The organism is Rickettsia rickettsii (genome assembly GCF_001951015.1).
Lineage (GTDB): Bacteria > Pseudomonadota > Alphaproteobacteria > Rickettsiales > Rickettsiaceae > Rickettsia > Rickettsia rickettsii.
In genome coordinates this window covers 667,468-680,641 of the sequence record NZ_CP018914.1, presented here as the reverse complement: position 1 = coordinate 680,641, position 13,174 = coordinate 667,468, and the positions used below count along the sequence as shown (strand labels likewise).

Sequence of the window (13,174 nt, the reverse complement as noted above, 5' to 3'; positions counted from 1 at the left end):
TACTAATAATGTTAGTATTTTTAACTGGATCCTGTGGTCAAGCCACGGGGTGAACAGAGGTGAAATTGATCCACGCAACAATGCCTACTCACAATGACGATATACACTTATATCTCCAAAAGTTTTTTAGCTTCATCATCTGCAATTAAAGCTTCAACAAACTCATCTAATTGTCCGTTTTTAACTACTTCGTCTATCTTATAAAGTGTTAAGTGTATTCTATGGTCGGATACTCTTCCCTGTGGGAAATTATAAGTACGTATCCGCTCCGAACGATCTCCTGAACCTACCTGCCCTCTTCTGCTATCGGCTCTTGCTTGTTCCTTTTTACGTCGTTCTTCTTCATAAATTCTAGCACGTAGAATTTTTAACGCCTTTGCTTTATTTTTATGCTGTGACTTCTCATCTTGCAAGGCTACGGTAATACCGGTAGGGATATGAGTTATACGTACGGCAGAATCGGTAGTATTAACGTGCTGTCCACCAGCCCCTGAAGCTCTATAAGTATCGATTCTTAAGTCTTTATCTTCAATTTTAATATCAACCTCTTCAGCCTCAGGAAGTACTGCAACCGTTGCTGCCGAAGTATGAATACGTCCTTGTGATTCCGTTTCCGGTACTCTCTGTACTCTATGAACACCTGACTCAAATTTGAGCTTAGAAAATACATCTTTGCCTTTTATTGACGCTGATGCTTCTTTATAACCGCCTATTCCCGTATCGGAAATTGCTAATATCTCAAAACGCCATCCTTTTAACTCAGCATATCTTTGATACATATTAAAAAGTACGGCAGCAAAAAGTGCCGCTTCTTCTCCGCCGCTTCCTGCTCTAACTTCAATAATAGCACTTTTACTATCCGCATCATCTTTTGGTAATAAAGCAATTTTTACGGCTCTTTCAAGTTTTGGTAACGAATTTTCAAGAGTGTATATTTCGTCTTCAATCATTTCTAAAGTGGCATTATCAAGTCCCACTTCTAGCTTAAAATTATTTGCTTCTTCAAGCTCAGATTTAGCCTTATTATATTCTTTAATTTTTGCTACAACATCTTCAAGTTCTGCATATTCTTTAGATGCCTTAACAAACTCGTCTCCCATAATGCCGGAAGATAGTTTGTTGCCTAAATTTTCGTATTTGTCTAAAATTTTTGCTAAATTATCTGAAAAACGCATGTTATTTTATTGTGATTTGTTTATGGGTGCGATTTCAACGTTATTGCGAGAAGCAACTGAAAGTTGCAACAAAGCAATCTCAGGATATTTGATGAGATTGTCACGCAGCCTATGGCTGCTCGTAATGACGACTTATATCAACATCAAAACGGGACTCTCTATAAACTTTTTAAATGCTGCCAAGAACTCAGCACCGACTGCTCCGTCTACTACTCGGTGATCGGCAGAAAGAGTTACGTCCATAATTGTTGCTATAGTTATTTGATCATTCTTGACTATAGCACGTTTTGCAATAGCTCCGACGCCCATTATACAACTTTGCGGTGGGTTAATTATAGCATTGAAATTCTTAATACCGTACATACCGAGGTTAGAAATGGTAAACCCTCCACCCTGAAATTCTTCAGGGGTTAATTTATTATCTTTTGCTTTCTTTATTAATGCTTTCATTTCACGAGATAGTTCTAGAATGTTTTTTTGATTGGCATTTTTAACTATCGGTGTAACAAGCCCGTTCTCAATCGCTACCGCTACTGAAATATCGACATTATTGTAATATCTAATTGCATCTTCTCCCCAGCTAGCATTGGCATTTGGCACTTCTTGTAAAGCTTTGGCTACTGCTAAAATAATAAAATCATTAACCGATATCCTTGTTGATTTATCTTCAGAAAAAGATTTATTAATGTCTTCTCTTATATCTAACAATTTATCGACATTACATTCTATAGATAAATAAAAATGTGGAACTGTTTGTTTAGATTCAAGCAGACGCTTGGCTATAATCTTGCGGATATTATTATTTGGTACTAAACGATATTCTTCAGGATTTCTGCTAACTATTTTATTATGAGCAGTGCTAGGAGTATATGATAAGATATCTTGTTTGACTATTCTACCGTGCGGACCGCTACCTTTCACGCTCTCAAATCTAATATTTCTCATTTTTGCAAGTCTTTTTGCAAGCGGTGAGGCGAATATTTTACTAGCATCATGTTTTATAACTGTTACCTGTTCTTCTACATTAGTTATATTCTCGTGGGGTTTCAGAAGATTAGCATCTGTTTTCGGTGACGGTGATACACTATTATTTTTTGCAATAAACGCATCAATGTCTGTTTTTTCTTCTCCCTCTTCACTTAACACGGCAATTAAAGAGTTAACAGGTACATTTTGACTATTTTGTGGGATAACTATTTTGGCAAGTATACCTTCGTCTACTGCTTCTACTTCCATCGTTGCTTTATCGGTTTCAATTTCAGCAATTACTTCTCCAGGATTAACTTTGTCCCCTTCTTTTTTTAACCACCTAGCTAGATTTCCTTCCGTCATAGTTGGAGATAAAGCAGGCATTAAAATTTTAATCGGCATAACTTATTTAGATTTGACTTTTTATTGTTGTTATTACACGTCATTGCGAGGAGAGGCCAAGCCTCGACGCGGCAACCTCATGAAACAGTAAAATTCCTGAGATTGCCACACTCTCTACGTTCACGCGCAATGACGATTTGAGTAGCTATTGCACCTTAATATCAGGGCTAACGATCATTATCATCTGTTTACCTTCCATTTTAGCATGCTGATCGATTTTAACGAGTCCTTCGAGCCCTACTTCTATACGTTTAAATAGTTCTTGACCGACCTCTTTATGAAGAATCTCTCGTCCCTTAAACCATAAAGAAATTTTTACTTTATCTCCGTCTTTTAAAAATTCTTTTATTTTTCTTAACTTAGTTTCAAAATCACCTATACTAATATTAGGTTTAAATTTCATTTCTTTAAGTACGATGATTTTTTGTTTTTTGCGTGCTTCATGCAAACGTTTTTTGCTTTCGTACTTAAACTTACCAAAATCTAGAATTTTACAGACAGGGGGTACAGCATTCGGTGATATCTCGACTAAGTCAAGACCGGCTCTTTCCGCCATATCTAATGCTTCTCTAATATTTACGACGCCGTGCATTTCGCCGTTTTCGCCTACTAAACGCACTTCTCTAGCTCTGATTTCTCTATTAGCCTTAGGAAAATTATTTTTAGAAATAAAATGTCTCCGTATTATGTTTATAAATAAATATATATTGGATTTAACTTATTTTATTTAAAATTACAAGTAAATAAAATATTTTATCTTTAATTTTATTTAGAAAGTTTTAAAAAAAATTGAAACTACAAGGCAAATTCCAAATATTAATAAACAGATTCGTGTTAATTTAGCTACTCTTGCCTGTATTTTCAAGTTTTTTAGGTCTATAGCATGCTTATGAGCTTGCTCTTGTTGTGCCATATGCATTAATTCCTTTAAAGTACCGGGATAAATACTCTCATACTCACTGATTAAATCAATTGGCGGTAATATATGTTCAAATTTTTTACGGTAAAAATTATTATCAGGTTCGTTTACACTAAAAGTCTTAGCATAACCTTTATTTAATCTATTATTTTTGTTAAAAAAACGTTTAGTCTCTTTCATATCCCTGTTTTATTTTTTGAAATGTATATAATATATTACTTTCAACTATTTTAAAATAATCAATTAATTGCGTTTCTTTTTTTTGCTGTTGTTTGGAGCTTTTCATATTTATTATATTCTGTAGCTCTGCATATACTAGTTTTATAAAACTTTGTTTCATTGATTATACTAAATTTATAAAATCTGTTTTTGGTATTAGCGGTTCGCCCCTAAAATTTATAGCATTATTAAATTTATTGCAACAGGTTATAAAATTTTTATCACATCCGGCAGTAATTTTTACTTCCTCGGCATCTTTAAAATAATCCGGTATAATATCCTCTAATATAATCAAATCACCGAAATTGCTTAGAACTTTACTGTTAAAACGATTTTGCTGAATATAATTTGACCGCCGTATAATAGCCGTTTTCCTCAAAAATACCTTCAATGATTATATGGTTTTGTGCGGAATCGTTAAATTCTGTTTCTTTTAAATCTAAACTGGACTTTGGTAAAAAAACTCTCTCTTCACTTTTTATAGCATGATCGCTATTTGTTAAGTTTAATTCCTCACCGCTAGCTCGCTTAATTTGAAAACAATAAACAAAATTCGTAAGCTTTGTAATTACCTCTTCAATCGCAATACTCATATAATCACCTCCACTAACTCTATGTTGTATAACGCTATAGAACCGTCATTACAATAAGAATATTCAAAACTATCTATACTAAATCTAACTGCTATGTCAAAAGTAAAATCAGCAGTTAAAATTACATCTTGACCTAAGGGACTTGGTAAGGTCACTATACCATCGTTGTAATCTACAATGCCCATAGTTCTTACATTATTAATGTATAGAATGACACTATTATTAACCGGTTTAGTGATAACTCGTTCGTAAGGAGCAATAGGATCGCCATATATCTTCCTTAGCTGAAATTTATTTAAATTACCGTCCCCTTTAGCAATAACTTCGTTAATTCCTCTATAATCTGCATAATTCCTAAATCTCAAAGCAAAATTACTTCCACATCTTGCTTTAAAAAAGCTATTAAATTGCTCAAATTCCGTACTGCTTAACCTTGCATTTTTGATTAAATATTTCTGACTCGTTAATTGCGAAAGGATCTTCACTATTTTGCTGTTGACATATTTCAATAGTTTTTACGTGTGTAACAACACTTGGTTTGAGAAATTTTTCATTAATATTGACTGACAATAAGGAGGTATTTATACATTGTTCATGCTTAAGTTCTCTTCCGACTAAGACCATAATATCTCTAAATTGTGTTATATTTATATTTTGAAGTTCCTAATTAGGCATTTTTTATTACTGCGTCATATAATTCTACTAAACCTTCACATGCGTTATTATTACCCGTAAATAGTGTACATTTAAAAGCTTTTTCAATTTTATAAAATCTTCCATTAATGTACGAATGTTATTAGAAGAAAGTTTTTTAAATTCGTTTAATGGCTCATATGCATTTGTTAAAAACGCTTGAGACAGATAACTTGGGTTGTTATTCTCTTGGGACATATATTTATTACCTTGTTAAATTGGAGCTTAAGTAGAAGTTAACAAAAATTAAATCTACAATTTAAATTTAGTAATATTTTTTGCTAAAAAAAAGTTCGGCATTGGAAAAAGAGATTATTTTTTTGGACGGTAGTTGCAATATTATTCTGCCGGTATTATCGATATCTTTAAAAAGACCGGTTACTATATCATTTTGATATTTAACGCTAATATTTTCATATAACTTATAAGCATGTTCTAACCATTTTTTTCTAATAAAAGGAAAACCGTTATTATGCCAAATTTGATAATATTCTTCAAAATTTTCTATTAATATCTCAAGTAAAGCTTGCGGTTCTATAGGTGGTAGATTTTCGCTTATTAAGCTAGTAGTAGGCTGGTCGATATTATCAGGGTGATAGCTAATATTAATGCCGATACCGATAATAAGGTAATAATTATTTTCTACTTTAACAGATTCAAGAAGTATACCGGCAATTTTCCGACTGTTAATTAATACATCATTGGGCCATTTTAGTTGTATAATGTTATTTTCGTTCCTTATGTCATTCCCGCTTTCGCGGGAATGACATAGAGAACTATAGGAGTGACATAAAGAGGTTATACTATCATAAACGCTAAGTGCCGTAACAAAAGATAATTGCGGCACTAATTCTAGCTCTTTATCAGGCTTTATTAGTAAACTTACATGTAAGTTACCTGACCTAGACTGCCAGTTTTTGCCGCTTCTACCACGTCCATTAGTTTGAGATTTGGCAAGTACTGCATAGTTTGAATCAACTTTAGCATTCTGAGCCATTTTCATAGCCTCAGAGTTTGTACTGTCTAGCTTGTCAAAAACAATTAGTTTAAATGTACCGATATTCATTTTTTTGAGTAGCCGTCATTGCGAGGAAAGGCGAGCTGTGTTGCATGGCTTGAAAAACCCGCTTGATGTCATTCCCGCTTTCGCAGGAATGACATCAAAACACCTAACTCGCCTCCTACTGACATGACTTGTAGCTACACTATGTTTGCTTTGAATTTTTGGTGCTTCGCTTTTACTCTTAGTTATAAAGCTTTCTAAATCTTGTTTAGTAAATTTAAACTTAGCAATATTTTCATCAAAGGTTTTAGTTTTATCAAATCTTACATCTTTAGTTTTATCTATTCCAAGTACCTCAATGAAACTATCTTTTATTTTACTTGAAGCAGCAGTATCATTTAAGGTATACAATAAAGCGTTCAATGAGTTTGTATCGGCTTTTAGTGTATTATTACGACTAGTTGCAGCAATAATTACATATTCTTTAAGCTTTTCATTTAATTCTTTTTCGTTTAATGCTCCGGTTTTACAAAATGATAATAACATCTTTGCTTTATTATCATGATTTTCAATAACTCCTTCTTGCCATTTAGAAGTATTATTTTCTGTTGACTGAATAAACATTTCTAACAATTTAGTGCCAAATGTTTTATGTAGATTTTTATTATCATAAACTTCATAAACATTATAGTAGAAATTTTTGATGGTCAAATATTTTATCTGCTTCTTTGCCAAGGTCATGATTATTCAAATGTTCTCTAGTGTGACAATATCCTTTAATATGCAAATAATTAGAATATTTTTGTGCATCTTTGAAATCCAAAGTATCTATTCCGGTAGTATCTAAAACAGCAGTGTTTAAAGCATTTTCACGTAACTGTTCATTAGTTGCTCTTAGAGTTTCAGTATATTTAAATTTTCCTCCTACTTTTGCAAGTGTCTTAAATAATATATCAGCTAAAAACTTTACGATATCACTTGGGCTTTCAAATTTTTTTGCACTATATATAGCAATATTTGCATCAGCTTCCATACACGTACCACAAGCCATAGCTAGAGTTCTACCTTGTTTTTTAGCTAAGGTAATCTCCTCCATATTATCAGTTATTGTTTTTGTATCAAATTCCAGTTCATTGCCTTTAAAATATTTTGTCGGTATATTATCTCTATATCTGCCGTCTATATATTTTTTACTGTCAATTTCTACCGACTTAAAAACAAGCGGTATAGAAGCAGAAGCACAGCAAGCTAAAGTAATTTCAACATTTGGCGTATCAAAGCTATTGAAAATAGTTAGTTCACTTGTCTCTTGCTGAGTTGCCATAATTACTAAATCTTTATACTGCACTGGATTGTATTTTCGCAGTAACGCTATATCCTTAAAATATATTTTACCGTCTTTTTGGTTGTATCTTTCTCTTAATTCATCAAGAGCTTTATCATCTTTAACATTTACTATATCTGATCTCTGTAAAAAATTTCCTATATTTTCTTTAATAACAAGTTCTAATAGAGCATATAAAGGTTTACCGTCTTTATTTAACTGTACTATATCCACAGAAAATCCTTTTTTTCCAAGTAAAGTTTGCAGATTTGTATTTTTAGAAATTTCTTCAAATCGCTCAGGCGGGTGTCCCAAGAGCTACCACTGTGGCAGTTATAGCACCAGCGGAAGAACCTGCTACCGCCTTGACATTATCTAAAATACCAGCTTTTTTGCTGTCTCATAAGCTCCGAAATATATTGCTCCCTTAGCTCCTCCTCCACTAAAAGCTATATATTCGATAGGAGCTTTCTGTGCTTGCTCTAACTCCTGCAATGTTTTTGTTTGATTGCTAGAAGATTGTTGAATTTTTTTAGGTCTTTTAACTCCTCTAATATATCAGATTGCTCATTAACTACAGGAGTTTGTGACTCTTGCTTCAGATTATTAATAATAGGATGTTTTCTTACCTTTATATCAGCCATAGTTTTATTTTATTAAGTTATCTTCTACAAACTGCCAGTTGATCATATGCTTAATAAATATGTCAACATAATCAGGTCGTTTGTTACGATAATCAATATAATAAGCATGTTCCCATACATCACATGCAAGAAGTGGCTTCATACCGTGTGCTATAGGTGTACCGGCATTAGCGGTTTTTATAATTTGTAGCCTATTATCGTGATATACAAGCCATGCCCAGCCGCTACCGAATTGTCCTACTGCCTCTTGCTTAAAATGTTTACAAAACTCTTCAAAACTAGCGAAATCTTTATTAATTTGTTCTAATATTTTACCGCTTGGCTTACCTCCGCCCTGCGGCTTTATTGAATGCCAAAAAAAGGTATGATTCCATATTTGGGCTGCGTTATTAAAAATAGCCGCATTTGAGTTTTGTGATGACCATTCTATTATTTCTTCTAAATCTTTTTTTTGTAATTCTTCTTTATCTTTGAGTAAATTGTTTAGATTTTGTACATAAGTATTATGATGCTTACCATGATGATAATCAAAAGTCTCGAGAGTAAAATGTGGTTTAAAACTTTCTTTCTCATAAGGTAAATCAGGTAAGATAAAAGGATATGAGGTTTGATTAGATTTGTTGCAATAGGTCATGTTATTTTCTCCTATGTTGGTTTTTATATATTTATAGCGAGAATCAATACGTCATTGCGAGGAAAAATTGAAAATTTTGACGAAGCACAATCTCAGGAGTCCTACTTTATGAGATTGCCACGCTCCTTGCAGTTGCTTGCAATGACGATTTAGTATCCACGCAGGCATGACATCATAGTAACTTATAAAAATCGGAAGCTAAATAAAGCGATCCGGTTATTATAATATTTGCTTTATTATCGCCGTTTATCTTCTTTATATCACTAATCGCTTCTTCGAGTGAGTTGCTTTTGCTAAAATCAATACCACTCTTTCTGCCTTCCAAATTTATTGTTTCTGCACTATGGCTTAGCGGTTCGGATAACACTTTAACGCCGTAACCTTTAATTGTCAAATCCTTAAAGTAAGAGCAAAATTCCTCAATATTCCTATTTTTAGTCATACCGAGTATTAAATATATCGATGATTTTAAATTATCACGCATCCAAGTTGCCAAAACTTGAGCTCCGCCATTATTGTGAGCTACGTCTATCCAAATTTGAACATTATCACCTATTAATTTAGAATATTTCTTCGGTTCTATTTTTTCGATTCTAGCAGGCCAAATAGTATTTTGTAATCCTTTAGCAATAACCTCATTATTAATATTAAATTGTTTGTTAATAAGGCTTATTAAGGCAATAACGCTTGCAGCATTTATTAATTGATGATCACCAAGTAGCGAAGGAGTCGGAAACTCATAGGTAAAATTTCGTGATGAATAAATAAATCCGTTGTCCGTCTTTTTAATACCGAAATCATATTCATAACAGAAACTCGGTACTTCTAACTCTTCAGCCTTGGCAAATAATGTTTCATAAACTTCCAAAACTTGCATACTTATAACGCAAGGAACGCAAGACTTCATAATACCAGCTTTCTCAACTGCTATTAGGGGTAATGTATTACCCAGCATATGCATATGATCATATGAAATAGGTGTAATTAAAGTAATTAATGGTTGTTCTACTATATTTGTTGCGTCTAACCGACCGCCTAGTCCCGTCTCTAAAATTAATATATCGGCTTTTGTTTTCTCAAATGCTAGAAACGCTGCTGCCGTAGTACCTTCAAAGAAGCTAGGTTCAATATTAACTTTTTCGCTTGCTACCCTCACCTGCTCACAAACCTGCCATAATTCATTATCCGAGATTTTCTCACCTGCTACTACGATTCGTTCATTAAATTCTAATAAATGAGGAGATGTATAGCAATGTACCTTATAACCGGCAAGCGTAAAGATGCTTTTAAGCATAGCACTACTTGAACCTTTACCGTTTGTACCTGCTATATGTATGACGGGAGGAAGTCTTAAATGAGCATTACCTAAGGCTCTTAAAAGTCTTGCTATATTTTCAAGATCATATTTAATGTTATTTTTCCAGGTCGGCACGGGAAAATGAGGCATTAGCATTGTTATTGATTTTTTTCATGAATGATAGAGTTATACCATATTTGTTGTCAACTTAAAGATCGATGCCATTCCTGCAAAGGTGGTGTTTTTGCATGGCTCGAAACAGGGTAAAGCGAGATAAATCAAGCTTTTAGAAAGCTTAAAAGTAGCGGATTCTCGCTTGCGCGGGAATGACATCGAAACTTTAGATCAACTGTTTTTAGGCAATACTGAAGTTCATCGAGTTTTTGGTTTTACTGCATTGATAAGTCCAATTAATAATACTGATTTAATTATTCCCGGTATTATAAAAGGTAATACGCCGCCGTAAAAGGCACCGCTTGCTCCTAAGAATGTAGAGAGCCACATCCAGCCTAAACTCATAATAATTATATTACCGATCAAACATAAAGATATCTGATTTAACCATTGATTAGAAGTAAAAATTTTATCTTTTAAGCTAGCCATAACATATACGGCAATTACAAAACCTGCTAGATATCCTCCGGTAGGACCGAATAATATTCGTAAACCGCTTGAAAATTCTCCAAACACAGGGATTCCCATTGCTCCAAGAGTTATGAAAGATAATATTGTTAAAGGTGCGGTAGTCTTATTATATGTAAGTCCGATGAATATTACTGCAACGGTTTGCAATGAAATAAATATAGGCTTTATAGGTATTACTATTTGTGAACAAATAGTAAGTAATGTCACTCCTAAAACTATTTCTATTGCTTGCCTTGTGGTTAACGGTAGTGAGATTGAATTAAGTTGCATAAAATTACCGCATGATTTATTTTTAAGTAATTACACTAAATAGAATTATATAATGTCCTTGTCAAGAATATAAAAATGAAAATAAAAATTTATAATGATCTAGGAGTTTCAAAAGAAAGTATTAAGCATTGCGTGCATACCTTAAGACTTTATGCTCCAAAGTATAACGTAGATTATATTACTGCACAAGAAATTATAGACGAAAAGTGGGTTCAAAACACCTTATTACTTATTTTACTCGGTGGAAGAGATTTATACTATGTACAAAAATTGCAAGGCAAAGGAAATGCTAATATAAAGAATTATATTAAAAACGGTGGTAATTTTCTTGGGATATGTGCAGGCAGTTACTACAGCGGTAACTATGTAGAATTTGCTAAAGGAACAAATATAGAGGTTATAAGTAAAAGAGAATTAAAGATTTTCAATGGAACGGTTAGAGGACCATTGCTTGCTCCTTATTATTACAACTCACATAAAGGAGCAAGAGCCGCTTATCTAAAAATAAATCCAACACTTAATTTAAATATTAAGGATTGTTATGCTTTTTATAATGGCGGTGGATATTTTATTGATGCAGAAAATACCAAAGATACTAAAATAATAGCAAGTTATGAGGATTCTCAGGCTGCAATAATAAAATGTACTTACGGCGACGGGACAGCTATTTTAAGTGGAGTTCATCTTGAATATGATCCTGCACTCATAAAAAATCAATCTCTTAATAATATTCATAAAATACTAAAAGCTCATGATACGGAAAGAATCAAATTATTAAATTATATATTAGACTTCTTCGGAAACGTGCTTATAGAGAGGAATTTGTAGGAAACACGCAGCACAACAGAACCGCAGCGTACTTAGAAGTACGTGAGAGGATGCGAGCAGCGAATTGACGCACAAATTACCTCTAGAAGTAGAGTTTCCGAAGAAGTCTATTCAAAAATCTAAATCTGTATAATAGTTTGGAGGGGTAAAGCCAGGGATTCTATCTTGTAGTAATAACCTAAAAGCCGGTCTTGATTTAATTAGTGAATACCAATGTTTGATAAGCGTCCATTTATCCCAATAAATCTCACCGAAATAATCGAGTACCGATAAGTGACAACTTGCGGCAATATCAGCAATAGTTAGTGAATCCGATACAAGATAACTTCTTTTTTCTAGTAAAGAAGTTATATATTCTAAGTGATAATTTAAATTATTTTTTGCAACACGTAAAAACTCGGTTCGTGGGCTACTCATTTTAGCAATTGATCTTATAACTTTTTCATCGATAATAATCTTAGTAACTTCACGATAAAATTTATCGTTAAACCAAAAGAATAATCGTCTAATTTCGCAACAAATATCAATATCTTCATCTAAAAAATTAAAATTCGGATATTTGCTATTAAGATATTCAACAAAAGGATAAATACCTACCACAAATAAGCCGTATGATTCTGCTAAAATAGGTAAAGTTCCGGCAGGATTTATTTTTAAGAAATCTTTATTGAATTGCCAATAATCTTCTTTAATCGTAGTAAATTCTATATCTAATGCTTTTAAGAAGACACGGGCTTGTCTTGAAAGAGGACAAATAGGATTATGATATAACTTTTTCATTAAATTGTGTTACAGTCCTAGTCATTCCGCGACTTGATCGCAGGATCTATCAATATTTGTTAAGCTATTTTCTAAGCTCCCGCGATCAAGTCGCGGGATGACAATAAGGTCTATAAGCCGGATTCTGTATGAATATTAATTCATTGCAGTTATTTATCTAGGATAAACGTTACCGTTTACCTCAAGCGATCTACCCGCATTACAAGCCGGCTAGAGATAACCCGGGAACTTGATAAGTTCTGTAACGCCTATTTGATCTTGCTCTTGGTGGGGTTTACCATGCGTAACTTGTTACCAACTTACCGGTACGCTCTTACCGTACCTTTTCACCCTTACCAAAAATACTCGATCAACTGCAAAAATTGGCTGCGTCATTTCACAAGTACTACGGTACTCACGTATTAAGTATACGCTCCGTTCCTCGTCTTGTGAACTCCTAGCTCTTTTTGAAGTTGATCTTCGTATTCATACTTGGCGGTGTATTTTCTGTGGTACTGTCCCTAAAGTAATAATACTCTGCCGGAGGTTAACCGGCACCATACCTCTATAGAGTCCGGACTTTCCTCGTGATCTATAGCTTTGCTATATTATCACGCAACTGCACGACCACTTAGAATTATGGTCAATTTTCTTAAATTAGTCAATAACATTTAGAATAAGTTCAATTAACTTATTAGATTCTGTGAAGGTTTCTAATTGATTTGCTATTTTGAGATATTTTTTAGCGAAAATTAATAAGATTTTTTTTGAAAATTTGACTTTTGTACACAGAATATAAT

The 13,174-nt window shown here is 33.3% G+C and carries 13 protein-coding genes, 1 other RNA gene and 2 pseudogenes; 2 read left to right on the top strand and 14 right to left on the bottom strand.

Annotated features, from left to right (window positions below; all coding sequences use genetic code 11):
* Positions 1 to 107: 107 nt before the first annotated feature.
* The 12 genes and pseudogenes from prfA to BTU51_RS03935 form a co-directional block, all read right to left on the bottom strand.
* A complete protein-coding gene (gene prfA, locus BTU51_RS04020; RefSeq protein ID WP_012150880.1) occupies positions 108 to 1,175 on the bottom strand; it encodes a peptide chain release factor 1 in 1,068 nt (355 codons plus the stop codon).
* A gap of 132 nt (positions 1,176 to 1,307) precedes the next feature.
* Positions 1,308 to 2,546 carry a pyruvate dehydrogenase complex dihydrolipoamide acetyltransferase gene (locus BTU51_RS04015; protein WP_012262412.1) on the bottom strand — a complete coding sequence of 413 codons (1,239 nt, stop codon included), beginning with the start codon at positions 2,544 to 2,546 and terminating at the stop codon, positions 1,308 to 1,310.
* 145 nt (positions 2,547 to 2,691) lie between these two features.
* Positions 2,692 to 3,165 carry a translation initiation factor IF-3 gene (gene infC / locus BTU51_RS04010; protein WP_012150878.1) on the bottom strand — a complete coding sequence of 158 codons (474 nt, stop codon included), beginning with the start codon at positions 3,163 to 3,165 and terminating at the stop codon, positions 2,692 to 2,694.
* Between the two features lie 150 nt (positions 3,166 to 3,315).
* Entirely contained in the window at positions 3,316 to 3,645 is a 330-nt protein-coding gene (locus BTU51_RS04000) for a DUF2335 domain-containing protein (RefSeq protein WP_012150877.1), read from the bottom strand.
* 163 nt (positions 3,646 to 3,808) lie between these two features.
* A complete protein-coding gene (locus BTU51_RS03995) occupies positions 3,809 to 3,979 on the bottom strand; it encodes a phage BR0599 family protein (protein ID WP_012150876.1) in 171 nt (56 codons plus the stop codon).
* 28 nt (positions 3,980 to 4,007) lie between these two features.
* Positions 4,008 to 4,277, bottom strand: a complete 270-nt coding sequence (locus BTU51_RS03990) for a baseplate hub domain-containing protein (RefSeq protein ID WP_012262411.1) — start codon at positions 4,275 to 4,277, stop codon at positions 4,008 to 4,010.
* A complete protein-coding gene (locus BTU51_RS03985; protein WP_014362352.1) occupies positions 4,274 to 4,762 on the bottom strand; it encodes a phage distal tail protein, Rcc01695 family in 489 nt (162 codons plus the stop codon). Before BTU51_RS03985 ends, BTU51_RS03990 begins: the two co-directional genes overlap by 4 nt.
* Positions 4,763 to 5,235: 473 nt before the next feature.
* Entirely contained in the window at positions 5,236 to 6,036 is an 801-nt protein-coding gene (locus BTU51_RS03970; protein WP_012262409.1) for a biotin--[acetyl-CoA-carboxylase] ligase, read from the bottom strand.
* 114 nt (positions 6,037 to 6,150) lie between these two features.
* A pseudogene (locus BTU51_RS09980) lies at positions 6,151 to 7,941 on the bottom strand (patatin-like phospholipase family protein); the annotation flags it as partial.
* Between the two features lie 4 nt (positions 7,942 to 7,945).
* Positions 7,946 to 8,575 (bottom strand): superoxide dismutase, encoded by a 630-nt coding sequence (locus BTU51_RS03950; RefSeq protein WP_012150870.1) that lies wholly within the window; start codon positions 8,573 to 8,575, stop codon positions 7,946 to 7,948.
* Between the two features lie 172 nt (positions 8,576 to 8,747).
* Entirely contained in the window at positions 8,748 to 10,028 is a 1,281-nt protein-coding gene (locus tag BTU51_RS03940; RefSeq protein WP_014362478.1) for a folylpolyglutamate synthase/dihydrofolate synthase family protein, read from the bottom strand.
* 216 nt (positions 10,029 to 10,244) lie between these two features.
* Positions 10,245 to 10,787, bottom strand: a complete 543-nt coding sequence (locus BTU51_RS03935) for a biotin transporter BioY (protein ID WP_012262407.1) — start codon at positions 10,785 to 10,787, stop codon at positions 10,245 to 10,247.
* A gap of 75 nt (positions 10,788 to 10,862) precedes the next feature.
* Between BTU51_RS03935 and BTU51_RS03930 the strand changes: the two genes are divergently transcribed.
* Together BTU51_RS03930 and BTU51_RS09975 are read left to right on the top strand one after the other, a co-directional pair.
* The gene (locus tag BTU51_RS03930; RefSeq protein WP_012150866.1) at positions 10,863 to 11,615 is read left to right on the top strand and encodes a BPL-N domain-containing protein; all 753 of its coding nucleotides are present in this window, start codon (positions 10,863 to 10,865) and stop codon (positions 11,613 to 11,615) included.
* Positions 11,558 to 11,739: pseudogene (locus BTU51_RS09975) on the top strand (palindromic element RPE1 domain-containing protein); the annotation flags it as partial. The gene BTU51_RS03930 and the pseudogene BTU51_RS09975, both read left to right, overlap by 58 nt.
* Here the strand turns inward: BTU51_RS09975 and BTU51_RS03920 are convergent.
* Both BTU51_RS03920 and rnpB read right to left on the bottom strand, forming a co-directional pair.
* Positions 11,727 to 12,395, bottom strand: a complete 669-nt coding sequence (locus tag BTU51_RS03920; RefSeq protein ID WP_012150865.1) for a glutathione S-transferase family protein — start codon at positions 12,393 to 12,395, stop codon at positions 11,727 to 11,729. The pseudogene BTU51_RS09975 and the gene BTU51_RS03920 overlap by 13 nt on opposite strands.
* A 97-nt stretch (positions 12,396 to 12,492) precedes the next feature.
* Positions 12,493 to 13,009, bottom strand: an RNA gene (gene rnpB / locus BTU51_RS03915) — RNase P RNA component class A.
* Positions 13,010 to 13,174: the final 165 nt, after the last annotated feature.

What these genes read in the sequence shown, in the direction of transcription:
- prfA (WP_012150880.1), bottom strand. Translation starts at nt 1,175, where the DNA reads ATGCGTTTTTCAGATAATTTAGCAAAAATTTTAGACAAATACGAAAAT.
- BTU51_RS04015 (WP_012262412.1), bottom strand. Translation starts at nt 2,546, where the DNA reads ATGCCGATTAAAATTTTAATGCCTGCTTTATCTCCAACTATGACGGAA.
- BTU51_RS04000 (WP_012150877.1), bottom strand. Translation starts at nt 3,645, where the DNA reads ATGAAAGAGACTAAACGTTTTTTTAACAAAAATAATAGATTAAATAAA.
- BTU51_RS03990 (WP_012262411.1), bottom strand. Translation starts at nt 4,277, where the DNA reads ATGAGTATTGCGATTGAAGAGGTAATTACAAAGCTTACGAATTTTGTT.
- BTU51_RS03970 (WP_012262409.1), bottom strand. Translation starts at nt 6,036, where the DNA reads ATGAATATCGGTACATTTAAACTAATTGTTTTTGACAAGCTAGACAGT.
- BTU51_RS03950 (WP_012150870.1), bottom strand. Translation starts at nt 8,575, where the DNA reads ATGACCTATTGCAACAAATCTAATCAAACCTCATATCCTTTTATCTTA.
- BTU51_RS03940 (WP_014362478.1), bottom strand. Translation starts at nt 10,028, where the DNA reads ATGCTAATGCCTCATTTTCCCGTGCCGACCTGGAAAAATAACATTAAA.
- BTU51_RS03935 (WP_012262407.1), bottom strand. Translation starts at nt 10,787, where the DNA reads ATGCAACTTAATTCAATCTCACTACCGTTAACCACAAGGCAAGCAATA.
- BTU51_RS03930 (WP_012150866.1), top strand. Translation starts at nt 10,863, where the DNA reads ATGAAAATAAAAATTTATAATGATCTAGGAGTTTCAAAAGAAAGTATT.
- BTU51_RS03920 (WP_012150865.1), bottom strand. Translation starts at nt 12,395, where the DNA reads ATGAAAAAGTTATATCATAATCCTATTTGTCCTCTTTCAAGACAAGCC.